Raw genomic sequence first — 26523 nt, forward strand, 5'->3', positions numbered from 1 at the left:
TTATATCATCTAATTCATAAATTCTAATGCTATTTTATGTAGTGAATCATAGTTTCAGTCTATAGATTAACTGGATTAAGACATAAAAAAGGAACAAACCTGTGAGGAATGTCCCTTTTGTGTGAAAAAATCATGCTTATATTCCGGACCACCTACCGATCCGTTCTTTTGAAACCGTTGGGTACACGCTCCAAAATCCCCTGCCCGAAAAGCCGGGTGAATCCAATGAAAGGAAACACCCCAGCTTGACGTCAAGGGAGACTTGTCTATCCGTATACAGATTATACTTTTAAATCACCATCATAGGTGGCAATCATATTGTACAGTTCAGGACGACGGTCACGGAAAATGCCCCATTCAATCCGTCCTACTTCCAGCTCATCCAGATCAAATTCAGCAGTAAGCACTTCCTCATCGGTACGACCCGCTTCTGCGATCTTGTTACCTTGATGTCCGGCAATAAAGGAAGAACCGTAGAATGTAATACTGGAGTCCTCGTCCGTTTCAGTTCCAATCCGATTGGAAGCAATGACTGGAATCAGATTGGAAGCCGCATGACCCAGCATGCAGGTCTGCCAGTGATCTTTGGAATCAATGGCAGAATCCTGTGGTTCTGAGCCAATAGCTGTCGGATAGAACAAAAGTTCTGCGCCCATGAGCGCCATACAGCGGGCCGCCTCTGGGTACCATTGATCCCAGCACACGCCTACCCCAATTTTGGCATAACGTGTATTCCATACTTTAAAACCGGTATCGCCCGGATTAAAATAAAATTTTTCCTCATACCCAGGACCGTCAGGGATATGGCTTTTGCGGTATTTACCCAACACTTCACCGTCTGCGTCAATGACAGCAAGACTGTTGTAGCGCGCGTAGTTTTTCTTTTCATAAAAACTGATGGGCAGCACAACCTGTAATTCTTTGGCGATCTTCTTAAAATGGTTAACCGCCTTGTTGTGCTCCAGCTCAGTTGCATATGAATAATAATCAGACTTTTCCTTCTGACAGAAATATGGAGTCTCGAACAACTCCTGCAGCAAAATAATTTGTGCGCCCTGCGCAGCCGCTTCACGTACTAACTTCTCTGCTTTACTAATATTTTCTTCGATATTGGTAGAGCAGCTCATTTGAGTTGCTGCCACTTTTACTTTTCTCACGTTAGTCCTCCTTTTAATTGTATCGTTCAACGATTTACAGCAGGCATCTGCTGGGTCGTACAGTGTACGTTACCGCCTTCACGGATGACCGCCATACCGTCTACAGTACGAATGATGCGATCTGGAAATACATTTGCCAACACTTGCTCAGCTGCAAGATCGCTCTCAGCGGCAGTGCCGCCAAACACCGGCAAAATAATGCCGCCATTCACAAAGTAGAAGTTAATATAGCTCAGTGTCAATCGGCTATCTTCATAATCCACGCGCGGTGGCTGGCCGATCCGAATCACTTCCAGCTTACGGCCTTGGGCATCCGTTGCTTGCTCCAAAATACGCAGATTTTCCTGCGTGATTTCGTAATTTTCATCCTCAGGATCATCACATACTTGCATAATGACCTTGCCAGGAGCTGCAAAGCAAGCAATATTGTCCACATGGCCATCTGTTTCGTCGCCACTAAGACCACGTTTTAGCCATATTATTTTCTCGACACCTGTATACTCACATACATACCGTTCAATTTCTTCTCTGCTTAATTCCGGATTTCGGTTGGAATTGAGCAAACACTCTTCGGTTGTAATCAGTGTGCCTTCGCCGTCTACGTGCAGTGAGCCGCCTTCCATCACAAGCGGTGCATCAAACCGTGGAACTCCAAGTTGGTCCAAAATTTGCGGCGCAACCTGGTCATCTAGATCCCATGGAGCGTATTTGCCGCCCCAGGCGTTAAACTTCCAGTTTACACCTGCCAATTGACCATGCTCGTCTGTGAGAAAAGTAGGGCCGTTGTCACGCAGCCACGCATCACTGTGCTCAATCGGCAGCAGTTCTACCCGTTCCCCAAGTTCAAGCGCCTTAACGTTCTCCAGATCATCCGGATTTACGACCACAGTAACTGGTTCAAATTCCGCCATGGCGCGTACAATTCCGGCATAGCCCTTGCATACATCAGCATGCATATCTGGGTAAACCATTGAAGATTTTACAGGCCAAGAAATATACGTGCGTTCATGTGGCGCCCATTCAGGCGGCATCTTATAATGTGAATCCTTAATTTGCATGTATTGAAGCTCTCTTTCTTTTTCATAATGTAGACTCCGCTCCTATCATACAATAATATGATCTTTGTCTCAATCGAAGCGGAAAAGTTTTAATAATTTACATTCACATTGGAATAAATTACTTTGAAAACGTGATTGCTTTCACCGTATTCCCATCAAAATCCTTCACAGTGAATTGTGCTCCGTCCAGCACACCGTAAGAGGATGGGTAGTTTCCTTTTGGCAGCGAGATCGAACCGGGATTCAGTATAAAGACCCCATTTTCCACATCCGCTACCGGAATATGAATATGTCCCTGGATGAACACATCTCCCGCTTCCAGTGGTGGTAAATTTCCGATACTAAAGCCATGTCCGTGCGTGACATAGATTCTCCGTCCTTCATGGTGCAACAAAGCATAATCACCCATCATAGGAAACTCCAGTAGCATCTGGTCCACCTCTGCATCACAATTTCCGCGCACAGAAACCGCAATATGGGACTTGTACTTATTCAGCAGAGCTGCCACTTCTGCCGGATTATACCCTTCTGGTAACGGATTACGTGGTCCGTGGTACATATAGTCTCCGAGCAGAACAAGACGATCGGCTTTCTCCTCCCTGTACTTTTCCAGTGCCAATTGCAACCAGTGTAATGAGCCGTGAATATCTGATATAAACATCAATTTCATGATTGTTCTTTCCTTTCTGAATAGGCTAAAAAATATTCCACTTAAGTACATTATTGCATTATTCCCTGAACAAATCTGTGCAAAATTGTTCTTTTGTTTGGTAACACTCTTATAAGACAATAAACTACAGCTCCGAGTGAACTGTAGTTTATTCTTAGTTCCTTTTGTACTTGGTCTTATCATCTTCGGTGATTTTACGGATTACCTTACATGGGTTTCCAGCAGCGATCACACCTTTTGCCCCATCAAGCATGATCGTATTATGGTTACTATAGAAATTTTCACCGATTTCAATGTTATAGCCATAGTCACAACAAAAGGTTGCTCAATCAAGAATCTATCAGTTGTCTTCCCAAGTAAAGTTTTGATGAGTGTTTCTCGTTCTTTGATATTTCTAGGATGAAGCTGATTATATTCGTGGCAGAGACTTTTGGCGTATAAACGTTCTTCAATCAACTCTTCAGAACTGGAAAGCTACTCACATTGAAATTTCCACCAAATTACCTTCTGGATCTTTAATTACGCTTTCATAATAGCCGTCACCTGTCAATCTTGGCTGACCCACAACTTCATATCCTGCATGCATGAGCTGCTCTGTCTTTTCATTCACCCGTGCTTTACTTCCAACGGAAAATGCCACATGAGCCCAGCCCGTAATATTTATCTGTGGTGAATGATCTACTCCCGTTTTACGCATAACCTCTAACCTTGCTCCATCCTCAAAGGTGATAAAATAGGACTCAAATCCTTTTGTAGCGTTATAATATTTATCGTTAGATTTTCCATCAAAATATTGCTCGTAAAAGCTTTTCATCTTTTCTAAGTCTCTCACCCAGATCGCTACATGCTCAATCTTCATTATTTTCCTCCTTCTGCAGCCCTCATCATTAAAAAATCATTAATTTATACTGGACTCAATTTTTAGCACAGTTATTATTAACGTTTTAATAAGTCTCAATATATCTCAGTAATTCATTTTTGTCCAATCTATTTATCATCAATTATCAATAAATAACGCTTACGAATCATTCATGAAAGCTCTTTCGTCCTCAGTTTGTAATTCGGTTGCTAATACCCCTTAAAAAATTAGCGACCGCTTCGTAAAAGAGAAGAAGCGGTCGCTATCTATAAGCCTTCATTGTATATTTAATACTTAATCACTGGTTTATTTATAAATTAACGTTTCAAGCTTTCACCGTTCGTAGCAATAACTTCTTTGTACCAATGGAACGATTTCTTCGGATATCTTTCAAGTGTACCGCTACCATCATCATGACGGTCTACGTAAATGTAGCCATAACGTTTTTTAAGCTGAGCGGTCGAAGCGCTGACAAGGTCAATACATCCCCAAGACGTATAGCCCAAAACCTCTACTCCGTCCTCAATAGCTTCTCCAACTTGAACCAAATGATCATTCAGGTAGTTGATTCGGTAGTCATCCTCAACCGTTTTTTCGCCTTTTTCATTCGTGATCAGTTCATCAACGGCGCCCAGGCCATTTTCAACGATGAACAGTGGTTTTTGGAAGCGATCATAGAACGTATTCAGTACATAACGCAGACCTTGCGGATCAATTTGCCAGCCCCACTCACTTGCCTCGAGATGCGGATTGCTGACACCACCAAGGATGTTACCTTCACCTTTGACTTTTTTAGCTTCGTCAGCTGTCTCACAAGTACTCATATAATAGCTGAACGAGATAAAATCAACGGTATGCTTCAAATCTTCGGCATCACCTGGTTCAAAGTGAATAGAAATTCCGTTTTCTTTAAAGAAACGTTTCATGTAACCTGGGTATTGACCTCTTGCGTGAATATCGGCAAATGCCATGTTTCTGTGATCAAATTCCATCGCAGCAATCACATCGTCCGGATTAGGTGTCAGCGGATAAGTAGGCATGCTCAGCACCATACAGCCAATTTTGAAATCAGGGTTGATCTGATGACCGATTTTTACCGCTCTTGCACTCGCTACAAGCTCATGGTGAATAGCTTGATAAAGATCTTGCTCACTAAGTTGATCTTTTGGTGTGCTAATTCCTCCACTCATGAATGGTGCTTCAAGAATGGAGTTGATTTCATTGAAAGTCAACCAGTATTTAACTTTATTTTTGTAGCGATTAAATACAGTTGTAGCATAGCGCTCATAAAAATCAACAAGCTTACGGTTTACCCAACCATCGTATTCTCTGGACAAATGTAAAGGTGTTTCATAGTGAGATAATGTAACGAGTGGCTCAATTCCATATTTGTGAAGTTCATCAAACAAATCATCATAAAATTGCAAGCCTTTTTCGTTAGGCTCCAGTTCGTCACCTTTAGGGAAGATACGTGACCATGCAATAGAAGTACGGAATACTTTGAAGCCCATTTCCGCAAAAAGTTTGATATCTTCTTTATAATGATGATAAAAATCAATACCGATCAACTTCATGTTATCTTCTGTTGGTACATCCGTAACGGGCCCCCAGCCACCACGAGGAGTTACATCCTGAATGGACCAGCCTTTTCCATCTTCTTGATAAGCGCCTTCGAGCTGATTAGCAGCAACTGCTCCGCCCCACAGGAAATCTTTTGGAAACTGTGTACTCATATTTTCTCCGCCTTTGCTGATGTTTTTCATTAACTAGATAGAAATACGTTACCTCTATGCTAATGTTGTTATAAGTACTTCTAAATGAATCTTAAGGTTTGTAACGCGTTTCATGTCAAGTATTATTTTAAAAACTTCTAGAGCTTATAACTGTATTACCTCCAATAAGTACTCCCATATTTATAACCCCTTCTATTATTGAGTAAAATGACTATTCTTTAATTGGCGGATCTACATGAATATCTCTATCTGGTTCCGTGCTTACCCAACGTGTAAAGATAACCTGAAAGCCGGCTCGAGTCGGCGCGCAGGCAAAAGGACCCGCCTGTTGTCCCGTTTCATAAGGAAAACGTGCTACACGTACGGTGCGCCAGCTTTGATTTTCGGTTCGAGCTCTAATGATAACTGCATCCTGTAGCTGTGAAGCACGAATCGTGACATTTTTCCCAACCCACTCAGGTACAGGAGCTAATGACCAATCGGAATAGCCATCTGTAACTACGACAGCTAATTGAGGAATTCCGTCATTTAATTCAATCCCAGCTTTAATCCACTTTTGCTGTCCTTGATACAACATAATACCGGCTTGGTCGTAAAGCTCCGTAAATGAGCCTAATTGAAACGTGACTTCGATGGCAGAGCCTTCTTCCCAGTCTGTAAGCAGGGAATGTCCGCTACTGCGTTCAAATCCATACAAAGTTTTTTCCCAGTAGTCGCTTCCTTCTCTGGTTTCAACTTTAAGAAACTGGTCTTCTTCTATGGATGATACAGGGTGATTAGTCCATGTTCCTGTAGTCCATGCAATTGATTTTTGAGTCATTGATCTCATCCTCTCATGCTTTATTGAACGATGTCCTATTTCCTTTTCTCCACCAATTGCAAATTGTACGTCAGACTTTCAAGGGTCACCGAAATCAAGCCATACATATATTCATCATGCGTATCGTTTTTCACAAAAATCTCGGGCATATGTTCTTTGGGTACATCTTTTAGACAGCCGTTATAAATATCGTCCAACAGAGTCGGCTTGGATAACTCTCCAGTCAAAGCGATAGATACAGGGTCTATAATTGCAATAATGGAAGTAATCGTTTGGATCGCCAGAGGAACAAATCCCTCTGTGCTATTTAACTGTTTAAGCTGTTCCTCTCTTGTTAAATCAAAGGGTAAGAAGGACACCTCCCCCGCAAACTTGGTATTTCCTTTTAACAAATGTCCGTCGACAATAAAACCCGCTCCGGGGAAATTGTCTTTGGGAAACGAAACAATAGCAAAGGTTTTATCCTCATCATAATTCTGCATGTTATAAAATCCGTAGACTGTCAAATGCATATCATTTTCAATGGTAACTTCCAATCCGTATTTATCTTGAAGCCGTGGACCTACAGGGACTCCTATGAGCAGGTCGAGATCGCAAACATCGATAATCCCTTGATGAACAACCCCAGGGATGCCAATCCCAATGGCTTTGACGTTTCCATAGTTAATAATCAGCTCTCCAATTTGGGTTTCTATGACCTCATAATCAATATGGGGCACTATGGAAGTATTCTCGATGATGATATCACCAAGCAAATTGGCTACAGCATAAGTAAGAGAATGTATACCGCCTTCCGTTTTCACATTTAAACAGATAATATATGAATAATCAGCGTTATATTTGTACCGTCTAGCCGGACGTCCGCCGTTCGATTCTTCCAATTCCGTCTCTAATACTTCCCCGGTTTGAAGAAGCTCATTCAGAATATTTCCGCAGGTTGCCACACTAAGACCTGTGATACTGGCTATGGATGACTTGGTTGCATATTCTTTGGATTTCAGTGTGTTTTTAACTAACTCTACATTAATTTGTTTAACCCGAATGGTATTATTGGAGACTGGTTGTATTTGAATACACTCCTTTTCCAGTATTTATTAAAAGGTTTATAATAAGTTGTAATATACCGCTCTGCCTGCAAAAAGTCAATTTGAACGCGTCTTCCTCTTCTCCTCCATCATCATGCTATACTATAAATAAGAAACAAATTCTTAATACGGCATCTTTACGATGAAACTAAGTGAAATAGGAGGGATTCTGTTGTCAGCTATTGAGTATATAGCAATAATCGCGTTGCTCCTCTCCGTCATACTTTTAATTAAGGTCTATAGCCTTCAATCGCGTCTTAATGACCTGAAATCCGACGTGGAGCGTCTTGAAAATCGTTCAGGAATACAAGGAACATCGCTGTCGGGTACTATTGCTGCCACTCCTTCACATGTTCTAGATGCAGGAGCTTCAGAAGATATCAATGAAAAGTTGCTCCTGCTAATTAGGGAAGGAAAAAAGATTCAAGCCATAAAAGAGCTGAGAACCGCTAAGGATCTTTCCCTTAAGGATGCAAAGGATTATGTCGATCAATTGGAAAAACTCTAAAGAAAGGAAGAAATAAGATGAGTGCCAGCAAAACAAACGCCATGCGCATATTAGATAGGCAACACATACAATACAATATTTTGAGTTATGATCATCAAGACGGAAAAATAGACGGGATGAATGTGGCTGAGAAAATAGAGAGAGCCCCAGAAATGGTTTTCAAAACTTTGATTGCACACAGCAAACAAAATCTGTTTGTTTTTGTAATCCCTGTACATAAAGAGCTTGATCTCAAAAAAGCAGCCAAATGCGCGGGAGAGAAAAAAATTGAAATGCTTCCAGTTAAGGATTTGCAAAAGTATACGGGATATATTCGCGGTGGCTGCTCCCCCATAGGAATGAAAAAGCTCTACCCCACTTTTATCGACCAGCCTGCATTGGAACTGGAAGCCATCGTTGTGAGCGGTGGGAAAATTGGGACCCAACTGGAGTTGAGTCCACACGATTTAGCTCAAATCATTCAAGCACAGTTTGCAGATCTGACGCATACAGCATAAAACTCACCACATGATCATAAAATCTTTATGCATATTTTCTCTAATTCCTTGCTTCATCAAGCTTCAACCTGGAAAGGAAGATCTAATGATGCATAATGATTGCCCGAAAAATGTAAGAATCCCCCAACCCATCAGAAGCGATGGTGCTGGGGGCATCGACAAGGGCCCACGTGATGTGATGAGGGATCTACAAAATCCCGATATGCTGGTTCCCCCCGTAACGGACAATGGTCTCATTCCGAATATGAGATTTTCTTTTTCTGACGCCCATATGCAGCTTAATCATGGTGGGTGGTCAAGAGAAGTAACGGTAAGAGAATTACCTATTGCCACAACCCTTGCCGGGGTGAATATGAGTTTGACGCCGGGAGGTGTACGTGAGCTTCACTGGCATCAGCAGGCGGAATGGTCTTATATGCTGTTGGGAAGTGCTCGTATTACGGCAGTTGACCAAAATGGACGTAATTTTATTGCTGATGTGGGTCCCGGGGATCTCTGGTATTTTCCTCCTGGCATTCCCCACTCTATAGAGGGGCTTGAGGATGGCTGTGAATTTCTGCTGGTTTTTGATGATGGCAGCTTTTCCGATCTGAACACCCTATCCATCTCGGATTGGTTCGCACATACTCCCAAAGACGTACTTTCTGCAAATTTTGGTGTACCAGAAGCTGATTTTGCAGCAATTCCTCAAGACCAAGTATACATCTATCAGGATTCAATTCCCGGTTCAATTCAAAGCCAAGCGGTTCCCTCTCCTTACGGGACGTTGCCCCAATCCTTCAAGCATGAATTACTAGCCCAGCCCCCAATCAAAACACCGGGCGGAAGCGTACGCATCGTTGACTCCTCCAATTTTCCGATTTCCAAAACCATCGCAGCCGCCCTTGTTGAGATTGAGCCCGGAGCCATGCGAGAAATGCACTGGCACCCCAATAATGACGAATGGCAATACTATCTTACAGGGCAAGGACGGATGACTGTCTTTGGTGGTAATGGCGCTGCCCGCACATTTGATTTTAGAGCCGGAGATGTCGGATATGTGCCTTTTGCTTATGGTCATTACATTCAAAATACTGGCTCTAGCTCATTATGGTTTCTTGAAATGTTTAAAAGTGACCGTTTTGCGGATGTTTCCCTGAATCAATGGATGGCTCTTACGCCCACAGAACTGATTCAGAGTAATTTACATGTAGGTGTTGATGTAATCTCTAATTTACGAAAGGTAAAATGGCCCGTCGTCAAATATCCTGGTTATTCTTATGACCCTAATAAGAAGTAACCGGGAACGGTATCACGCTCGCCACTAGATCAATGAATCCTCTTCTTGAATATGATGGGTTATTCATTTGCCCCTTTCATGATTATTTCCAGATGTCTACGTGTGTTTGCACAAACTGCTCGAATGATATCGGACGGCGCCCAGTGACACGCTCTACGGTATGAGTAACTTGATCTTCACTTCCATTTTCACGTATCCTTCTATCCAATCCCGCCAGCATATCTGCATATTCTTCAGACATTCCAGCGTGAACCATGCCCGCTTTTAGCTCTTCATCAGGCAACGAGATATGCTGGATCGCTTGGCCTGTTAACTTCCCAATAATCTTACCGACTTCGCCATAGGTTAGTGACTGAGGTCCAGTGATGACATGAGCTGTGTTATGTGGTTTATCGTCAATCAGAGCTCGTACTCCCACTTCTGTAATGTCATCTGCACTGACAAAACCTACTCTCCCATCTCCTGTCGCACTATAAATCGTGCTGGTGTTTTTGATGGTACTTACATGCTGACCTTCTGTAAAATTCTCCATAAAGTAGGATGGCTGCAATACAGCCCACTCTGGAGCTAATCTACGTAGTGCTTGATGCACAGGTCCAAATACTGGTCCGTCCTCAGGCACAGATGCGCTCCCTAACAGCACAAACCTTTGCACTCCTTCTCTCAAGGCCCTCTCAATAAAAGGAATCATCACTTTGGCGGGATTGACATCCAGCACAGGTACTACCAAATAAATTTTATCTACATTCATCAGCGCCTGTGCATGTGTTGATTCATCATACCAATCAAAATATACATAATCTTTCCCTTCCCATTCGGCAGGATGAGCACGTCCTGCCAAACGTACCGGATGCTGAAGTTGCGTAAGTCTGGCGGCTACACGGCTACCTGTTTTGCCGTTTGCTCCTGTAATCAACGCTATATTTCTGTCTTTCATGAAATTCAACTCCTATTTAAATTTTTTGTTTTCGCCTAGATATCCATATCCCCATGAGGCTTGAACTCTTTCATTCATGATTCCAGGGCTTCAAGAGCTACTAAAGGGTTCCAGTAATCTTTGTAGTGAATAATTTTTCCGTTCTTCAGCTTAATAACAGAAATGTAGGTTTGATTATACGGTTTACCTGTGCTCACAGCCTGCGCCTCACAGGCGAACTCGGCCACGAATAAATCCGGGTCCGTTGTCGTATGGATAATTGGTGAAGAGAAATGCTGAATCCGAAGTATATTAGGAAACTCCTTAATGTACTCGTAAATTGCTGCTTTGCCTTGAAGCATTTGTGCAAAATGCTTAGGTGCATAAGGGAACTCGAAAACAGCGTTATCATCAAATAATGAAATCCATTGCTCCATATTTTCTTCTAACAGGTTGCTCGTAAATTTATGCATGACTGCTTGCGCTTACTGTTTTACTTCGTCAATATTCGGATTGATTGTCATGGTAGACACCTCGCAAATATATTTTTAGTTCCTGCTTAAAAAACGAATTCAAGACGCTAAAATAAACATAAGCATTCTAGATTGAACAGTCTATAATACTCAAAAAAATTTGACCAATCAGTCTGGAATGTTCAAAAAATAAACGCTATTAAGCGTTCATAAAGATCAATCTAAAATCGACAGCGTTGTACGCACAATATCTCTAAGCACCTCAGTGCTCGCGCCTGTCTTGGCGGTAAATGTCAACGATAGTCGGGCATGATTTAGAAATCTGGCGATTGACAATAGCTCAGATTCCGTAGCATGAATCTCCCCCTCTTTTTGGGCGCGGACTAGGGCGTCGTAAAAAGCAAGTTCAAGCTTTTCAGTGTTTTCAGAAATAAAAGCTTTGATCTCATGATGATGCGGAGCCTGTTCAATAGCACTGTTCATAATAAAGCATTCCTTGGACAGCCTCTTATCCGTCAACACTCTAACAGATTCATTAAAAATCATCGCTATTGCATCCTTAATGCTCCCAGGTTGACTGAGCAGATGAACTACGGCTTCGGTCTTGTCACGTATATAAAGCTGAATAGCCGAAAAAAACAAATCATATTTCGTTCCGTAGGTATCATAAAGACTCTGCCGCGCTATACCCAACTGATTCAGTAAAATTGTCAGAGAAGTTCCCTCATAGCCATGCTCTCCAAATACAGCCATAGCTTTTCGTAGAACACTTTCAGTATCAAATTCTTTTGCTCTTCCCAAACCTTATGTTCACCTCCTTGCCTATGATTATAATTTTTACAGACTGATCAGTCAAGAAAATAAAATGATTTTTTATAAGTTTATTTACAAAAAAACCATCGTACCGAAATACGATGGTTTAGGAATGTTTATTTTATACAAACGCTCAGATGTAAATGATGCAATCCGACTATTCGTCAGAGTCTACATTATGGTAAACCTGCTGAACATCCTCCAAATCTTCTAATGCATCAATCAATTTATCGAATTGAACTTGTGCATCTTCTGGAAGAGAAATATCATTTTGAGCAAGCATGGTGAGCTCCGCAACGGTAAACTCAGTAACTCCTGCTTGTTTGAAAGCTTCCTGCACAGCATGGAATTGATCAGGCTCTGCATATACGATGACGGCTTCATCTTCTTCAATGATGTCACGCACCTCTACATCTGCCTCCATCAGCAGCTCCAGCACTTCATCTGCGGTTTTACCCACCAGACCAATAACTGCTGTTGAATCAAACATGTAGGCTACAGATCCGCTCACACCCAGGCTACCGCCATTTTTAGTAAAAGCAGAACGCACATCCGATGCTGTACGATTAACGTTATTGGTCAGTGCATCTACAATGACAATGGAACCGTTCGGTCCGAAACCTTCATAACGAAGCTCTACGTAGTTTTCATCGCCAGCACCTTTTGCTTTTTCAATAGCACGGTCAATGATTGCTTTGGGTACATTGTACGTTTTTGCACGTTCTAAAACGACTCTTAATACCCGATTGGATTCAGGATCAGGTTCGCCCTGTTTGGCTGCCACATAAATTTCCACGCCAAATTTAGCATATATACGACTCGTATTAGCATCCTTGGATGCCTTCTTTTCTTTAATGTTATTCCACTTACGTCCCATAATATCCCGCTCTCTTCCTGTATGAATATACACAACGAACTTCATTATATCCTCGTATATTATATCTCCTAAAGGACATACGAACAAGTTCAAACAACTCCGTTATGGAAAAATAAACAATTCTACCTAATTAGGGATGCTTGAAAATATGAACTTTCAATTCTCCTCATCTATGGACAATCCCCCTATCCATGTCTAAGATGAGGAGGAAGTCTGACTTGAAGGAGATCATTTAATTGGATGTCTTGTACAAAAAGTTGAGCCATAATCATGAAATCACAGTATACGAAACCACCGAGCTGTACGGTGAAAAGGGATTATTTCGGGTGATGCAGTTTTCAAATACAGCCATCCAAGGCGCGGTGGACTTGAATCATCCGCAACGCATTTTGTTCGAATATCCTAGAGCAATCATCCATCTCATGGAACTGAACGATCCGTCATTTGAAGATGTATTTGTTATTGGGCACGGTATAGGTACAATAGCGGGTCATTTTACAGATAAACGCTTTAAGATTGCCGAGCTGGATGCACAAGTCGTAGAGTTCAGCCGAACATTCTTTGGATACGATCAGGATAATGTAACTGTTGGCGATGGACGACGCATTCTGGAGAAGGAAGCGTCTGATGCTTATGACTATATTATTCTGGACGCCTTCACAGAGCAGGGTACACCCTTGCATTTAGTATCCTGGGAATTTTTCAAGATGGCCAAAGAAAAGCTGGATTCCGAAGGCTCCCTGATCATGAATTTAATGGGCAAAAGTGAACACGACCATCTGATTAATGCCATTCACACAACGTTGCGTGAAGAATTCGCCTATGTCACAACTTTCTCGCTCCCCTCGGAAGGCGCTGCCGACATTCAAAATATCATTATGGTAGGTCGGGACAAGCCAATCCGGTTTCAGGCACGTCAGATGGCGGACTTTCATGAGATTACACTTGGAGAAGGCCATATTCTACGGGATACAGATGCTTAGCGTAGTTCCAATATCCGTCTCTCTACATCTTCGATATGAATCGTCTCTTTGTTGCAGCTTTTTCGTTCCACTAACTCTACTTTCCCGTGTTCGGCATCTTTACCAACGACGATGCGCACGGGAATGCCTACTAAATCAGAGTCTTTGAATTTAACCCCGGGCCGTTCCTCCCGATCGTCCAGCAGCACCTCCACACCGTGATCCTGCAGTTGGTTGTATAATTTCTCGGCTAATTGCATCTGAAGCCTGTCTTTCACAGAAATCGGAATGATATGAACTTGAAACGGGGCCAGCGCATGAGGCCATATCATTCCGTTCTGATCATGATTTTGCTCTACAATGGCAGAAAGGATTCGGGAAACCCCAATACCGTAGCAGCCCATAATCATCGTTTGCTCCGTTCCAGATGCATCCAGAAAAGTCGCACCCAGCTTCTCACTATATTTGGTGCCCAGCTTAAACACGTGTCCGATCTCAATCCCACGATAAAGTTTCAATTCCCCTTCGTCACATCGAGGACATCTATCCCCTTCTATTACATTCCGCAAGTCAGCCACATGCCGAAGATCTATATCGCGCCTTGGATTCACATGTCGATAATGATAATCCAGCTCATTCGCGCCTGCGATACCGCTGGACATTTGGACAACGGCGTAATCTACCCACACAGGGATCGTCAATCCGCATGGGCCTATGAACCCCGAGGGGGTTCCAGTCGCCTTTGACACGGTGTCTGTACTTGCTATTTCGAATTTTTCACTACCTAAAATATGTTTAACTTTCACTTCGTTAACCTCATGATCACCCCTGACAACTACAGCAACAGGTTGATCGTCAGCCATATAAATCAGTGTTTTGATGATTTCTTCAGGTTCTATGTGAAGCGATTCAACCAGTTGATCTATTGTACGTAGGCCTGGAGTATGGAATTTTTCCATTTTAGCTGTATCAAAAGAAGGATGGCTGACAAGTTCATTTTCATCTGAGACTGGAGCTATTTCTATTTTCTCCGTCGACCGCGCGACGGCTTTTTCAAGATTAGCTGCATATTCACAGCAGGTGCATGCTACAATGGTGTCCTCTCCAATATCAGCTAGAGCCATAAATTCATGGGTTTCACCTTCGCCACCAATGGCACCCGCATCTGCTTCTACTGCACGAAAATACAGACCGCAGCGGGTAAAAATGCGCTGATATGCCTGGAACATAGTCCAATAGGTATGATCTAGTCCTTCCCAATGTGCATCAAACGAATAGGCATCCTTCATCAAGAATTCTCTGCTGCGAAGCAGGCCAAATCGAGGACGTCGTTCATCCCGAAATTTGGTTTGAATTTGATACAGGGTTACAGGCAATTTGCGATAAGAATTCACTTCATTTCGTATTAAAGACGTAATGACCTCTTCATGTGTAGGCCCCAATGCAAACTCTCGATCATGTCGATCTTGCAGACGCATCAGCTCAGGACCGTAAACATCGTATCTCCCTGATTCTTGCCATAGCTCCATTGGCTGCAATACAGGCATCAGCAGCTCCCCAGCTCCGGCGCGATCCATTTCATCTCGTATGATTTGCTCTACTTTTCTGAGCACCCGTCTGCCCAATGGCATGTAGGTGTACATTCCAGCCGCCAGTTGGCGGATAAATCCTCCCCGCAACATAAGCTGATGACTGATCACTTCGGCCTCTGCGGGTGCTTCACGCAAGGTTGTCAGTAATAATTGGCTTTGGCGCATGTGTAGCTACCTCCTTGTATGGACGATAAAATGTACGCAAAAAGACACATCCGTCAGGGACGAATGTGTCGTGGTACCACCCTAATTTGACCGTAGCCATACACGGAACGGTCCTTCATCAGATAACGGCGTCTAGCCGGTAACGGTTTATCTTACAAACCGCTACAGCTCGCAAGGCAGGGAAACGTTCATTCGCGGCGAGAAACCTTTCAGCCCATGAGTTTCTTCTCTGTACAGCGGGTATTGAACCTTTGATCCTTGGTCTACACTATTCCTATATATTACAATTTTCACCACTTTACACGAAATGTAATTTCTAGTCAAGGAGATAATCGTCTATCTGAGATCAGCCAGGGACATGAACGATATTTAATTTTCAAGATAATTAAATTCCGTTGGTTACCCTATTGCATAATGAGTGGCCAGACTTTAGAACGGATACACCTGCGAAAACCCAGAACAAAGCGGACTCTACCAAAGAACCTCCCTTTAAAAGCAAATAAAGGAGGCACTGTGGCAGAAAAACAATTACGTATTTCACGCTGTCCATCAGACAACATGCTCCTTTTACCAATTAATTGGTTGAGGCCATTACGTACGTGTAGCTCCCAGTACGAGCTGTTGTAGGGTAGAGTTCTCTTAATTACTTATGTATCTTCCTTTTTAAAATACACGCCCTTGAAAAACACAAAATTTTGCGAATGTGTGCCATACAGCTCCTGAAACCTAGAATGGAGTTTATTCATAGAAAGGGTCTCTGAAACCGTCCGATCCGTTTGCAGGGTCAAGTCGACACAGCTAATTCCAAATTGGCACACTTGCTCCATAGGATAACCTTGGGTGATTCCATAAATCATCCCGGCAATAAAAGCATCATCTGCGCCTGTGACATCAATGACCTCTTGAACGGGATGCATAGGAATTTGTCCATGAGTTCCATCCTGAGAGGCGTACAAAACTCGATCAGCACCACAGATAAAAATGACATTTTGAACCCCAAGTTTGTGAAAAATCCGGGTGGCATCCAACATATGCTGATCATCTGTAAGTTCTAGCCCCAAATAAGCTTCAGCCTCCACCGGTTTACATACCAGCCATTCCACTCCATGCAAATTTCGGGGAAGCTTTCTCATCTTGGAGGCCGATACCGAAGAAACGACAATCGGAACCCGATGTTCATGGCAGACATGTATGGTGGCTGCAATTACGTTCATAGAGAAATTAGTGTCCAGCAGAACGAGTCGGGACGAGGCGATTAAAGGAGTATTTTCATAAATTACTGAAGGACGAATCTGATCATAAATCTCCATTTCTGCTGTCGCTACAATCAGTTCACCACGCTCATTCAGCAAGGCAGTATAAACCCCAGTTGACGGTTCACCTTTGACTTGCAGAGGAACCACGTGCATGTAACGGCTGGACTGTTCAATAATAAATTCACCTTCCGCATCGTCCCCAACCGCAGTTAGCAGGCTGACCCGTTGGCTCAACCTCCCTAAATTTTCGGCTACATTTCGTGCTACCCCACCGCAAGATTGCAGCCTTGTACTGCTTGGATTGGAGGTATGAAGCTGAAATGTACCTTTAATCATGATTTTACGATCCAGATTGGCCCCCCCGATACATAATATTGGTTTGCTAGAGGGCCAAGGCTCGTCCTGTTCATTTTTGTGGATTTTTTTTAATTTCATCATTTGACTCCTTTCTCGAGTCTATTCGTTAGAATGATTTAAATTTGTACAGAAATAGGCACTATATAAAATTAACACGTTCCAAATGTCATATTCCCAAGAATAATGTCGAGTTCGTTAAAATATCCTAAAGTTACACATGCAAAAAAATCACCCTATTGTAAAGTTTACCTTCCACTTTTACGATAGGGTGATTGGGTTGGAACTGCGCATAGTTCTTCCTTACATTATTTCAAAATAAATAGAGCTGCTCCGTGAGGAGGTAAATCTGCGGACAGTTCTTGTGTTAAAACACCTAAATTCACATGGTTCCACAAATCTCTGGCATTTGCCTTTCCTTCAATACCAAGGTCTTTTAAGGATACACGCACCTTTGAAGCTTCATCTCCAGCATTAAACAAAGCTGCGTATACATGACCTTCCCCGTTATGTGAAGTCCAAACGATATGTTCATCCTTTCTGTACACCTGCCGCGCATTCAAACCGTTGCGATGAGCATTTAACACTTCTTCATTCGTTAGCAAGGAAAGGGTCCATGCATCATTATCCCGCAGTTCTCCCCCGAACATCAGTGGAGACCGGAAAATGCTCCACAAGGTCATCATCGTTAGCTGCTCATCCTTCGTAAAGCGTGTCCATCGGTCATGGCTGCCGGAATCCACCGAATCTACCGAACGAATACCCAGATGACCTAGTGGCAGCATGTCGCAATCCGGCCAGTGACCCGGACCTACATGTTCCGCCCACTTCTCGCAGCGCTCAAACATACCATACAGTAAAGGCCATACATCCCAGAAGTCATCAGTCATACGCCACATATTCGCGTTTGCAATTAAATCAGATGCATGCTCCAGCGGTGCAGGACCAGGTGATAGACTCAGCACCATCGGACGTCCGCATTGGGCGATAGCCCGCCTAATCAATTCAATTTCCGCCAAATGAATACCATAGAGACGTGATGCAGCAATGTCATCTACTTTGACAAAATCCACACCCCATTCCGCATACAGGTCAAACAACGAATTATAGTACTCCTGTGCGCCTTCCTTGGATGCATCTACCCCATACATATCTGTGTTCCAGGGACAAATAGAGTTGGGATGCGCAATTTGTCTCGCCGTGGATGTGGTTCCCAAAATTGGGGTATCCCGGTGCACCGCCTGACGGGAGATGCCTCTCATAATATGTATACCAAATTTCAATCCCAGACTGTGTACATATTCCGCAAGAGCTTGGAAGCCTCGTCCATCTGCTGCCGAAGGAAAACGATTCACCGCTGGAATAAGACGTGAAAATGAATCCATTTCCAATGGGACGAACGGGCGATACTGTGAAGAAACTGCTCCTGACTCATACCACTGAATATCCACCACGACATATTCCCAACCATATTCCTTCAGGTGCTCCGCCATATATTGAGCATTTCCCCGTACTTCCTCTTCCCGTACTGCTGCACCGTAGCAATCCCAGCTATTCCACCCCATAGGTGGTGTATGCGCTGTCAAATGATGTTTCATTTCATTCATCCTTTCACCTTGTAAAACTCATCCTGCTACCAGAAATCCCCTCATTACTACGTTACTATTATAATGTAAACCCTTACTTTTGTCGCTCGTCATCTTTTCCATTTCCACTTTTTATACATTTAAGTTGACTAACTTAAAGAATGTGGTACATTTAAAATTGCTTGTTAAAAAACTTTGACTTGAATCAGAGGGTGATTTTACGTGTGTAAACATGCTTATCGAATTTTGTTGTTTTACAAATATGTCAACATAGAAGACCCTGCCACCTTTACGGCAGAGCATCTGGCTTACTGCAAGGAGCTGGGTATCAAGGGAAGAATCTTGATTGCTGCAGAAGGAATCAACGGAACACTGTCTGGTACAGTAGAGCAAACGGAGCAATATATGCGTGATTTGCGCGCCAATCCGAAATTCCACGATATTGTTATTAAAATAGATGAGTCTGACGGTCATGCGTTCAAGAAAATATTTGTACGCCATCGTCAGGAGCTAGTTACGCTGCGTCATGAGGATGAACTGGACCCTAATGTAATTAGCGGTAAGCGGCTGTCACCAAAGGAGTTTTATGAACAGCTTCAAGCTGAAGATGTAGTTGTTCTGGACGGACGTAATGACTATGAATATGACATCGGTCATTTCCGCGGGGCTATTCGCCCTGAAGTCGAATCGTTCCGTGAATTTCCACAATGGATTCGCGACAATATGACTCAGTTCAAAGACAAGAAAATCCTGACGTACTGCACCGGAGGTATCCGTTGCGAAAAGTTGTCCGGTCTTCTGATCAAAGAAGGGTTTAACGATGTAGGCCAGTTGGATGGCGGCATTGTGACTTACAGCAAGGACCCGGAAGTACAAGGACGTTTGTTTGACGGTAAATGCTACGTATTTGACGAACGAATCTCCATTCCGATCAATCATACGGATGAAGACGTCATTGTCGGCAAGTGCTTCCATTGTGAAACGCCAAGCGATCATTATATCAACTGCCCGGTGTGCAATCTCCAGCATATCGTGTGTCCGGATTGCGAAGAACAGCATCAGCACTATTGCTCTGATGATTGCCGAACCAAAGCGGAAACCGTCGCTACTGCATAAATCGGCAGTATCATTGGTTCATTATAATAAAAGGGATGCCCACAGCCATGATAAACGGCTAATAGGGCATCCCTTTTATTGTTTTCACAATAAGTGTCGAAGGCTTCATAGTATATACCTATGACCTTGATTGTGTTTTCATCTTGGACGGGCTCGAAAGTAGCGCCTTATAATGGAAAATGTCATTACAGAAAGGATGGGTGGAATTCATGATACAAATCGTACTTTCAACTCTATTATCCGTTATCGTTCCGCTGTCCATTCCAGTGATCGCCGGATTTTTACTCGGAAAATTCATGAAGCTGGAAACGAAACCGCTCTCGACTTTGTATTTATATTTTTTAAGCCCCGCCATGATTCTGGACACGCTACTCAAAGCACAGCTTTCTTGGCATGATGTAGCGCAGACTGCCGCTTTTTCAATACTGAACCTGCTGCTGTTGTGGGGAATTGCACAATTAGCGGGGAAAATCTTTAGACTGAGCACTCCGGAAACGGCTGGACTTACCTTAATCTCCACGCTGACCAATAGTGCAAATTATGGCCTGCCCCTTATTTTACTTGCCTTTGGGCAGCTCGGTTTGGATAAAGCCTCCGTGTATGTCGTCATCCAGATGATTATGGTCAATACCATTGGCGTTTACTTTGCAGCCCGCTCTGAATTTTCTGTTCAAAGTGCTGTTAAGTCGGTATTTTCACTTCCTGCGATCTATGCAGCTCTACTCGCCATGGGACTGCGGCTGCTGGACTGGCATCTTCCCTCTGGCATTCAGTCGGGCGTCTCGATGATTGCTGCCGCCTATTCTCCAGTCGTGCTGGCGATCCTTGGTACCCAGATGGCTTATGTAAAAATATTCAAACTGGAGTCGTCTATTAAAAAAGCCAGCTACGCCGGACTAACAATTCGGCTACTTCTCTCTCCGCTTGCGGCTTGTCTTGCTATGCTGATACTCGGAATTTCAGGCCTTTTGTTCTCCGTTCTCTTCATTCTGGCCTCGATGCCAGTTGCTGTGAATGCTGTCATTTTAGCAGAAAAATTTAATGCATCGCCAAAACTGGTTTCCACCTGCATCCTGTGGAGTACGCTTGCCTCATTCCTGATATTGCCTATTATGTTGGTAGCAGGTTAGCGAGAAAAAAAGACTCTCTACACCATAGAGAGCCATGCACGATCCTGTCTCCATTCTACTTGTACAGGCGTTTCAAAAAAAGCACTAAGCGTGTCACTGCTCAGAATATCAGTCGTTTTACCTTTGGCAAATACCGTGCCCCGGCGGATTAGAATCGTATGCGTGTACATCGGTAGAATTTCTTCGATATGATGTGTAACATACAGTAAATTCGGCGAAGTCGGCGTCTCGGACAGCTGACGAATGCTATCCAGCAATGCTTCCCGGGAGAAAAAGTCCAAACCATTACACGCCTCGTCCAAAATAAGTAGCTTGGGCGAGGCCATTAATGCGCGGGCGATAAGCACTTTTTGCTTTTCTCCCTGTGAGCATCCCTGATACAACCGATCCACGAGATGAGCACACCCCAGTTGCGTCATAAGCTGAACGGCCTGTTCATACTCTGTATCCGTCGTCTGATCATAAAGTCCAATGGAGGCAAATTTGCCGCTAATGACAACATCCTGCGTACGCTGACTCCCATTAATTCTTTCCTGTAAAGAGGAACTGACCCAACCAATAGATTTGCGCAGCTCCCTCAGATCCACATCCCCAAAGGTATGGCCCAATACACCGACACTACCTGTGGTTGGCCATATGTAACCGTTAATCATATTGAGCATCGTTGTTTTACCTGACCCATTCAAGCCGAGTACAGCCCAGTGCTCTCCCTCAGCTACCTGCCAATTGATTTGGTCCAATATGGTGCGGTTATCTCTCTTCCAGCTTACATTATTAAGTTCAATGACAGAATTCATGGCTGTACATCCTTTCTATTCGTCGTATCATCAGATGTTTATACGCATAGTAAAGATCATCGTTAGTACGTCTAGCTTCTCTTTCATGTAAGCATAGCACAGGGTCACAGGTTGTTCAATTTTAAATAGCCCACTCCATTGTTCATGTAGGAGTGGGCTCAACATGTACTGCTCATGTAAATTCTCTCGCTTCATCTACTTTTTCTTACGCTCGCGAAAACGGCGTACCTTCATCAAATTCCCGCACATCTTATCGTCGCAAAATCGCTTTGACCGATTTCGGGTATCATCGTAAAATACCCATCGGCAATCGGTATTATCGCAAATACGAATTCTAGAGCCGCCGCTATTGACAAGTGCCTGGGCAAAATCGGCTACAACCTCTGCCAGCACTTTTTTCCAACCATTTGCCACGGGTTCCAGCACAATGCTGAAATGCTCATCCTGTTGCTTTAATAAGCGAGTGACCGGCCCCCCTTCCATCATCTTTCGGTTAATCATATCCACCAGATCAGTTGTCATTTGTCCGCCAGAAGTCAGGTGCTCAGCGAGGCTACGTAATTCCCGCCGGAGAATTTGCATTTCTTCGATATCTTCCGCACTGGCTGGGACCGAAGCGGTAAATTGCCACCGCATAAGAAATTCATTTTGCCATTCGGGCTTCAACAAACGATCTTCTGAACGTCCGCTCCCCCTCCAATCGTGCCATTCGCTGTTTACAAAATCAGTCCAAAGTGTATTCAAAAGAGTTCCTCCACCATCTGTAACCACTAAAATAACTTTAACTGGTTGCAAATCTTAATTTGTCATGCTACATTGTTAATTGTAACGATTTATCCTATGTTTAGCTAGTTACATCCCTACAAAAGGAGTTGGGTTAGGTGAGCCGAGATCGAGTAAATATGCTGGTATTGCAACGAGAAAATTCATGGGATAAGGAAGAATGGATTGTTCCTCTTGCCGCAGCACTTCACGGTGTGAATACACAGGAGGCCACTTGGACACCACCAGGTGGAGGAAACACGATTTGGCAAACGGTTCGTCACATTAATTATTACAATGAGCGTATTTTGAGACGTTTAACTGACCGACCTATAAGTTCAACTGGAATAAGCAACGATGAGACATTCGGTCCGCCAGGGGATGCTGAAGACCATAAAGGATGGCACGAGACGCTGAAAGAAGCGGAGGCTCTTGTAAACCAACTGCTTGTCGCCATTACTGCTCTGAATGATGCTGATCTAGATAAGCCTCTCGGCTCCGACACTCTCGGTGCTGAATTATCGCGGTGGACGCTGCACGATGCATATCATAGCGGACAAATCGTACTTATACGCAAACAATTGGGGACTTGGCGAGCTTAAAAATGTAATCTTAAATAAAAAGGATGAATTATGAAAAATTCATCCTTTTTTCTGTATGAACTGCTGGCAATGAAGCAATCCACTAGTCAAGATATTTTTTCTTTTTTTGAATCTTTAATTACATTCTTATTTTTATCTTTACTCTTGTCTTTATTCTTATCTTTATTTGTATCTTTGCTTGGGACGGAGACCTTCCTTTTTTCATTAGCTAGTCGCCAATAGCTTAACACTTTACGGTACATGGACTTATCTGTTAATTGGTTAAAAATATATGGGTCCGGCTTCGTATTCACCTCAATAATCCACGGGATAAAGCGATGATCCAGTCCAATGTCCACACCAATTTGCCGGAATTTCGGATATGTTTTTTGTAGTTGTTTGGCGATGGTAAGACCCAGTTCATTTAGTTTCTTAACCAGCTCCCCCTGCTTGCCTTGCGATAAATGGGATTTTAGTAACTGCTCCAAGGCCATCGGCTTACCACCACTATGATAGTTGGTCACGATTTTACGGGGATGACCAAGACGTCCAATAATTCCGGTAGACTCCCATAGCCCTTTTTCATTACGCTGCACCATGACCCGGATATCAAAATAACGCATTTGATGGCGTAGCAAATGGATTCCCTTTTGAATGAGATAGCTCTTCTTTCCTGTATGCTTCGATATGCTGGTATATAGTGCATCCAAATGTTTAAATTCCTGACGCGTTTCCTCATATTGATAGGCGAAACGCTGGCCGGCCTCCTGCTCTACTCTCATTACACCTTTGCCAAAGGTACCTCGCTCGGGTTTTACATAGACCATACCGTACTTCTCCAGCATTGACTTCAAATTTGCTTTGTTATATTTGCGAGTTTCAGGTATATAAGGTTTGATGCTGCCATGCTGGAGCAACAATTGGGTTTTATGCCATTTGCTGCGCAACGCCTGCGCTTGTGAAGAATTCACTTACCCCTCTCCTCTCTACTCTCAGGTAGAACGCTCCTGTTAAAAAAGATCAATCTATCGTATGCGCTAACTCCTCATTCGAAGCTTCATCAGCCCTGTCCTGCATAGAAATGGACGTTTGACCTTGCCCGGTCGAAAGCGCCTGTCCAAGCATAAGATATTGGGAGACGCTGGGAGCGTATATTGCACATATAGGGAGTGAATAACATGTCAGCGCAATCGGATGGGCCACGGAAGGGTTCCCTTACAATCGATGTTCTGATTCCAGCAATTGATAAAGATATTGCCACACTACCGCTGGTGATTGACAGTCTGCGCCGTCACGTGCAGCACCGAATTGGAACTATTTATATCGTTTCACCACAAAGCACCGGGATTCGCCGTCTGTGCGCAAACAAGAAATGTACATTTATAGACGAAAAAACGGTGCTGCCCATCACCAAAAAACATATTCATTACGGGACAACGCGCTGGGACCGTTCAGGCTGGCTGTATCAACAATTACTCAAAATGAATGGCGACAAAATCAGTAAAGCCTCTTTTTTTCTCGTCATTGACGCAGACACGATTTTGATTCGTCCACATACGTTCCGTAAAGACGGAAAAACAATTTTTTACTACCGCAGCTGGAGCCAGCCTGAGTATTTTCGCACCTATCACAATTTGATGGGCGTTAAAGCGCCCTCACCAAAGTCCTTTGTTACTCACTATATGCTTTTTGAAAAAGCTCGGCTTACCCAGCTCAAGCAAGTTATCGAGGCACGACATAGGAAACCTTGGTACAACGCAATTATCCACAGTATAGACCGGACAAAACAGTTTGGGTTTTCCGAATATGAAACGTATGCCAATTATTTATACAGCAATCAACCCTCTCGGATGATTTTGCGCAAGTCATTGAATAAAGCGCTTCATCGTCGGGCTTCTTCCCTGTCGCAAAAACAATTGGATGTCTTGGCCAAGAGCTATCGCTCCTTATCTTTTCATCAACGCAAGGTGTATCAGCTTGCTCCAAAAACAAAGATTGAATCATCGCTAAAATAGTTCTTAAAATCCTGCAAAATGATGCAGTCCAAAATGGATCTGCATTGAAGGAGGAAACGTCCGTGCGCATCGTATTGTTATGCGGTGGTGCCGGAAAACGGCTATGGCCACTATCCAACGAAATCCGGTCGAAGCTGTTTCTCCGGTTGTTGTCCGCTCCTGACGGGCGAAAGGAATCTATGCTCGGCCGGGTGTACCGTCAGCTTACCTTAGCCGGGCTAGATTCCTCTGCCCTGCTTCTGGCTCATCGGAGTCAGGTAAATCTAGCCTTTCGCCATACAGAAGGTCGTCTGCCCGTTCTAGGCGAACCTGCCAAACGGGGAACCTTCACCGCTGCTGCACTGGCGGCTGCTTATTTTCACACCAGAGGCATGGGGCTGGATGAAGTTCTCTGCATCGCTCCAGCGGACATGTTTGCAGGAGAGGATTTCTTCCATAGCATAGCAGCGCTCTCCGACTTATTGCTTGAGAGTGGAGCCGATCTGGCTATGCTTGGGACAAGGCCCACTCATCCCTCCGATCAATACGGCTATGTCGTTCCGGGTCTGCAAATGATACGGGAAGGGAAACCTTCTTATGCGCAAGTTGCTCGCTTCACAGAAAAGCCGGATCATTCCGGGGCACAGCAGCTTATTCATCAGGGTGCGCTGTGGAACTGTGGTATTTACGCTTTTACATTACGGTATATGCTGTCCTGTATGGAGCGAAGTTATTTGCCGCTGAACGATAAAGCATTATGCGCAATGTATGATAGCCTCCCCGTTCGCAGTTTCGACGAGGAGATTGCAGAGCGTGCCGAACATGCCATCGTCCTGCCCTACGATGGCGAATGGCACGACATCGGCAACTGGCAGGCCCTAACAGAGCAGCTAAGCAGCCAAGTGATCGGGCGTGGAAAGATTAGTGGGCAGACTCATGGCACGCACATCGTTAATGAGCTGCCCTATCCACTTCATGTCATTGGCGTGGAAGATATTATTGCAGCTGCGAGTCCCGACGGCATTCTCATTGCGTCCAAGAGCCATGCCCACGTAATCAAGGAGCAGCTAGGCAAACTTCAACTACATCCCAAGCATGGCGAAACTTCTTGGGGCAGTTACCGGGTGCTGGACGAATTTGATCATCGAAGTCTGAATGATATACTGGCCATACGGCTGACGGTACTGCCAGATCACCGCTTGAATGGCCGTCTTCACGGCAGTGGACTTAAAGTATGGACGATCGTGTCCGGCCGGGGAGAGGTCATGCTGAACGGAGAACGTTTTGCTGCGGCAAGCGGTTCTGTATTTAGCATTCCGGTCGATACGTATCACACGATCCGTGCCGATCTGGATACACCACTGGAGCTGATTGAGGTACGTCTGGGGAACAGCTTGGTGAACGCCTTCTATAAATCCGAGGCCTGACAACACATAGATATAATATCAGCACGCCACGGATTCTGAACGAAGGTCGCACATAA

Annotated in this window: 27 protein-coding genes; 9 read left to right on the forward strand and 18 right to left on the reverse strand. The window is 43.8% G+C overall.

Translation table 11 applies throughout. The features are described from left to right. Nucleotides 1-281: 281 nt before the first annotated feature. The 8 genes from aguB to G9G54_RS22655 all read right to left on the reverse strand — a co-directional run bounded on the left by aguB (nt 282) and on the right by G9G54_RS22655 (nt 7241). Complete coding sequence (gene aguB / locus G9G54_RS22620; protein ID WP_025721082.1) at nt 282-1157, reverse strand: N-carbamoylputrescine amidase; 876 nt, start codon at nt 1155-1157, stop codon at nt 282-284. Nucleotides 1158-1183: 26 nt separating this feature from the next. After that, a complete protein-coding gene (locus G9G54_RS22625) occupies nt 1184-2215 on the reverse strand; it encodes an agmatine deiminase family protein (RefSeq protein WP_165179706.1) in 1032 nt (343 codons plus the stop codon). Between the two features lie 118 nt (nt 2216-2333). Continuing rightward, a complete protein-coding gene (gene yfcE, locus G9G54_RS22630) occupies nt 2334-2885 on the reverse strand; it encodes a phosphodiesterase (protein WP_165179707.1) in 552 nt (183 codons plus the stop codon). Between the two features lie 228 nt (nt 2886-3113). Further along, nucleotides 3114-3341, reverse strand: coding sequence for a maltose acetyltransferase domain-containing protein (locus tag G9G54_RS22635; protein WP_238808340.1), 228 nt, complete (start codon nt 3339-3341; stop codon nt 3114-3116). Nucleotides 3342-3363: 22 nt separating this feature from the next. Further along, nucleotides 3364-3744, reverse strand: a complete 381-nt coding sequence (locus tag G9G54_RS22640; RefSeq protein WP_023988486.1) for a VOC family protein — start codon at nt 3742-3744, stop codon at nt 3364-3366. Nucleotides 3745-4061: 317 nt separating this feature from the next. Continuing rightward, a complete protein-coding gene (locus G9G54_RS22645; RefSeq protein ID WP_165179708.1) occupies nt 4062-5477 on the reverse strand; it encodes a glycoside hydrolase family 1 protein in 1416 nt (471 codons plus the stop codon). 211 nt (nt 5478-5688) lie between these two features. Continuing rightward, entirely contained in the window at nt 5689-6297 is a 609-nt protein-coding gene (locus G9G54_RS22650) for a DUF1349 domain-containing protein (RefSeq protein ID WP_103047531.1), read from the reverse strand. 35 nt (nt 6298-6332) lie between these two features. Beyond that, the gene (locus tag G9G54_RS22655) at nt 6333-7241 is read right to left on the reverse strand and encodes an ROK family protein (protein ID WP_165179709.1); all 909 of its coding nucleotides are present in this window, start codon (nt 7239-7241) and stop codon (nt 6333-6335) included. Between the two features lie 283 nt (nt 7242-7524). Between G9G54_RS22655 and G9G54_RS22660 the strand changes: the two genes are divergently transcribed. From G9G54_RS22660 to G9G54_RS22670, 3 genes are all read left to right on the forward strand, one after another. Further along, the gene (locus tag G9G54_RS22660) at nt 7525-7890 is read left to right on the forward strand and encodes a ribosomal protein L7/L12 (protein ID WP_446723031.1); all 366 of its coding nucleotides are present in this window, start codon (nt 7525-7527) and stop codon (nt 7888-7890) included. A gap of 17 nt (nt 7891-7907) precedes the next feature. Further along, a complete protein-coding gene (gene ybaK / locus G9G54_RS22665) occupies nt 7908-8387 on the forward strand; it encodes a Cys-tRNA(Pro) deacylase (RefSeq protein ID WP_165179711.1) in 480 nt (159 codons plus the stop codon). 88 nt (nt 8388-8475) lie between these two features. Continuing rightward, nucleotides 8476-9666: an oxalate decarboxylase family bicupin gene (locus G9G54_RS22670; protein ID WP_185156325.1), complete on the forward strand. Its 1191-nt coding sequence runs from the start codon at nt 8476-8478 to the stop codon at nt 9664-9666. Nucleotides 9667-9748: 82 nt separating this feature from the next. On the opposite strand, the gene G9G54_RS22675 is transcribed toward G9G54_RS22670, so the two are convergent. From G9G54_RS22675 to G9G54_RS22690, 4 genes are all read right to left on the reverse strand, one after another. Then, nucleotides 9749-10603: an NmrA family NAD(P)-binding protein gene (locus tag G9G54_RS22675; protein ID WP_165179713.1), complete on the reverse strand. Its 855-nt coding sequence runs from the start codon at nt 10601-10603 to the stop codon at nt 9749-9751. 74 nt (nt 10604-10677) lie between these two features. Beyond that, complete coding sequence (locus tag G9G54_RS22680; protein WP_165179714.1) at nt 10678-11055, reverse strand: nuclear transport factor 2 family protein; 378 nt, start codon at nt 11053-11055, stop codon at nt 10678-10680. 216 nt (nt 11056-11271) lie between these two features. Further along, nucleotides 11272-11856, reverse strand: a complete 585-nt coding sequence (locus G9G54_RS22685) for a TetR/AcrR family transcriptional regulator (RefSeq protein WP_165179715.1) — start codon at nt 11854-11856, stop codon at nt 11272-11274. A 169-nt stretch (nt 11857-12025) separates the two neighbouring features. Next, nucleotides 12026-12745, reverse strand: coding sequence for a YebC/PmpR family DNA-binding transcriptional regulator (locus G9G54_RS22690; RefSeq protein ID WP_165179743.1), 720 nt, complete (start codon nt 12743-12745; stop codon nt 12026-12028). Between the two features lie 236 nt (nt 12746-12981). On the opposite strand from G9G54_RS22690, the gene G9G54_RS22695 reads away from it, so the two are divergent. Beyond that, nucleotides 12982-13728: a spermidine synthase gene (locus G9G54_RS22695; RefSeq protein WP_165179716.1), complete on the forward strand. Its 747-nt coding sequence runs from the start codon at nt 12982-12984 to the stop codon at nt 13726-13728. On the opposite strand, the gene G9G54_RS22700 is transcribed toward G9G54_RS22695, so the two are convergent. From G9G54_RS22700 to G9G54_RS22715, 3 genes are all read right to left on the reverse strand, one after another. Next, the gene (locus tag G9G54_RS22700) at nt 13725-15464 is read right to left on the reverse strand and encodes a proline--tRNA ligase (RefSeq protein ID WP_165179717.1); all 1740 of its coding nucleotides are present in this window, start codon (nt 15462-15464) and stop codon (nt 13725-13727) included. The two genes, G9G54_RS22695 and G9G54_RS22700, sit on opposite strands and share 4 nt — an antisense overlap. 647 nt (nt 15465-16111) lie before the next feature. Further along, nucleotides 16112-17155 carry a carbohydrate kinase family protein gene (locus tag G9G54_RS22710; protein ID WP_061830151.1) on the reverse strand — a complete coding sequence of 348 codons (1044 nt, stop codon included), beginning with the start codon at nt 17153-17155 and terminating at the stop codon, nt 16112-16114. 227 nt (nt 17156-17382) lie between these two features. Beyond that, the gene (locus tag G9G54_RS22715) at nt 17383-18672 is read right to left on the reverse strand and encodes a glycoside hydrolase family 27 protein (RefSeq protein WP_165179718.1); all 1290 of its coding nucleotides are present in this window, start codon (nt 18670-18672) and stop codon (nt 17383-17385) included. Nucleotides 18673-18882: 210 nt separating this feature from the next. Between G9G54_RS22715 and trhO the strand changes: the two genes are divergently transcribed. Both trhO and G9G54_RS22725 read left to right on the forward strand, forming a co-directional pair. After that, nucleotides 18883-19776, forward strand: coding sequence for an oxygen-dependent tRNA uridine(34) hydroxylase TrhO (gene trhO / locus G9G54_RS22720; RefSeq protein ID WP_165179719.1), 894 nt, complete (start codon nt 18883-18885; stop codon nt 19774-19776). 209 nt (nt 19777-19985) lie between these two features. Then, nucleotides 19986-20906 (forward strand): AEC family transporter, encoded by a 921-nt coding sequence (locus tag G9G54_RS22725; protein ID WP_165179720.1) that lies wholly within the window; start codon nt 19986-19988, stop codon nt 20904-20906. A 17-nt stretch (nt 20907-20923) separates the two neighbouring features. On the opposite strand, the gene G9G54_RS22730 is transcribed toward G9G54_RS22725, so the two are convergent. Further along, on the reverse strand, nt 20924-21703 hold the full coding sequence (locus G9G54_RS22730; RefSeq protein ID WP_165179721.1) for an ABC transporter ATP-binding protein: 780 nt from the start codon (nt 21701-21703) through the stop codon (nt 20924-20926). Between the two features lie 195 nt (nt 21704-21898). Continuing rightward, complete coding sequence (locus G9G54_RS22735; RefSeq protein WP_165179722.1) at nt 21899-22447, reverse strand: CGNR zinc finger domain-containing protein; 549 nt, start codon at nt 22445-22447, stop codon at nt 21899-21901. 137 nt (nt 22448-22584) lie between these two features. On the opposite strand from G9G54_RS22735, the gene G9G54_RS22740 reads away from it, so the two are divergent. Then, nucleotides 22585-23067 carry a DinB family protein gene (locus G9G54_RS22740; RefSeq protein WP_165179723.1) on the forward strand — a complete coding sequence of 161 codons (483 nt, stop codon included), beginning with the start codon at nt 22585-22587 and terminating at the stop codon, nt 23065-23067. 86 nt (nt 23068-23153) lie between these two features. Here G9G54_RS22740 and G9G54_RS22745 read toward each other — a convergent pair whose 3' ends face one another. After that, nucleotides 23154-24017 (reverse strand): YheC/YheD family protein, encoded by an 864-nt coding sequence (locus G9G54_RS22745; protein ID WP_165179724.1) that lies wholly within the window; start codon nt 24015-24017, stop codon nt 23154-23156. A gap of 207 nt (nt 24018-24224) precedes the next feature. Between G9G54_RS22745 and G9G54_RS22750 the strand changes: the two genes are divergently transcribed. Both G9G54_RS22750 and G9G54_RS22755 read left to right on the forward strand, forming a co-directional pair. Beyond that, complete coding sequence (locus G9G54_RS22750) at nt 24225-25061, forward strand: DUF6492 family protein (RefSeq protein ID WP_165179725.1); 837 nt, start codon at nt 24225-24227, stop codon at nt 25059-25061. Nucleotides 25062-25123: 62 nt separating this feature from the next. Further along, complete coding sequence (locus G9G54_RS22755) at nt 25124-26467, forward strand: sugar phosphate nucleotidyltransferase (RefSeq protein WP_165179726.1); 1344 nt, start codon at nt 25124-25126, stop codon at nt 26465-26467. Nucleotides 26468-26523 lie beyond the last annotated feature (56 nt).

The organism is Paenibacillus sp. EKM212P (assembly GCF_011066115.1).
GTDB classification, from domain to species: Bacteria; Bacillota; Bacilli; order Paenibacillales; family Paenibacillaceae; genus Paenibacillus; species Paenibacillus polymyxa_B.

Bases quoted from the DNA above. Each gene is read 5' to 3' on its own strand.
- G9G54_RS22625 (WP_165179706.1), bottom strand. From the start codon at position 2,215: ATGCAAATTAAGGATTCACATTATAAGATGCCGCCTGAATGGGCGCCA.
- yfcE (WP_165179707.1), bottom strand. From the start codon at position 2,885: ATGAAATTGATGTTTATATCAGATATTCACGGCTCATTACACTGGTTG.
- G9G54_RS22640 (WP_023988486.1), bottom strand. From the start codon at position 3,744: ATGAAGATTGAGCATGTAGCGATCTGGGTGAGAGACTTAGAAAAGATG.
- G9G54_RS22645 (WP_165179708.1), bottom strand. From the start codon at position 5,477: ATGAGTACACAGTTTCCAAAAGATTTCCTGTGGGGCGGAGCAGTTGCT.
- G9G54_RS22650 (WP_103047531.1), bottom strand. From the start codon at position 6,297: ATGACTCAAAAATCAATTGCATGGACTACAGGAACATGGACTAATCAC.
- G9G54_RS22660 (WP_446723031.1), top strand. From the start codon at position 7,525: ATGAAACTAAGTGAAATAGGAGGGATTCTGTTGTCAGCTATTGAGTAT.
- ybaK (WP_165179711.1), top strand. From the start codon at position 7,908: ATGAGTGCCAGCAAAACAAACGCCATGCGCATATTAGATAGGCAACAC.
- G9G54_RS22670 (WP_185156325.1), top strand. From the start codon at position 8,476: ATGCATAATGATTGCCCGAAAAATGTAAGAATCCCCCAACCCATCAGA.
- G9G54_RS22675 (WP_165179713.1), bottom strand. From the start codon at position 10,603: ATGAAAGACAGAAATATAGCGTTGATTACAGGAGCAAACGGCAAAACA.
- G9G54_RS22680 (WP_165179714.1), bottom strand. From the start codon at position 11,055: ATGCATAAATTTACGAGCAACCTGTTAGAAGAAAATATGGAGCAATGG.
- G9G54_RS22690 (WP_165179743.1), bottom strand. From the start codon at position 12,745: ATGGGACGTAAGTGGAATAACATTAAAGAAAAGAAGGCATCCAAGGAT.
- G9G54_RS22700 (WP_165179717.1), bottom strand. From the start codon at position 15,464: ATGCGCCAAAGCCAATTATTACTGACAACCTTGCGTGAAGCACCCGCA.
- G9G54_RS22710 (WP_061830151.1), bottom strand. From the start codon at position 17,155: ATGAAATTAAAAAAAATCCACAAAAATGAACAGGACGAGCCTTGGCCC.
- G9G54_RS22715 (WP_165179718.1), bottom strand. From the start codon at position 18,672: ATGAAACATCATTTGACAGCGCATACACCACCTATGGGGTGGAATAGC.
- G9G54_RS22725 (WP_165179720.1), top strand. From the start codon at position 19,986: ATGATACAAATCGTACTTTCAACTCTATTATCCGTTATCGTTCCGCTG.
- G9G54_RS22730 (WP_165179721.1), bottom strand. From the start codon at position 21,703: ATGAATTCTGTCATTGAACTTAATAATGTAAGCTGGAAGAGAGATAAC.
- G9G54_RS22750 (WP_165179725.1), top strand. From the start codon at position 24,225: ATGTCAGCGCAATCGGATGGGCCACGGAAGGGTTCCCTTACAATCGAT.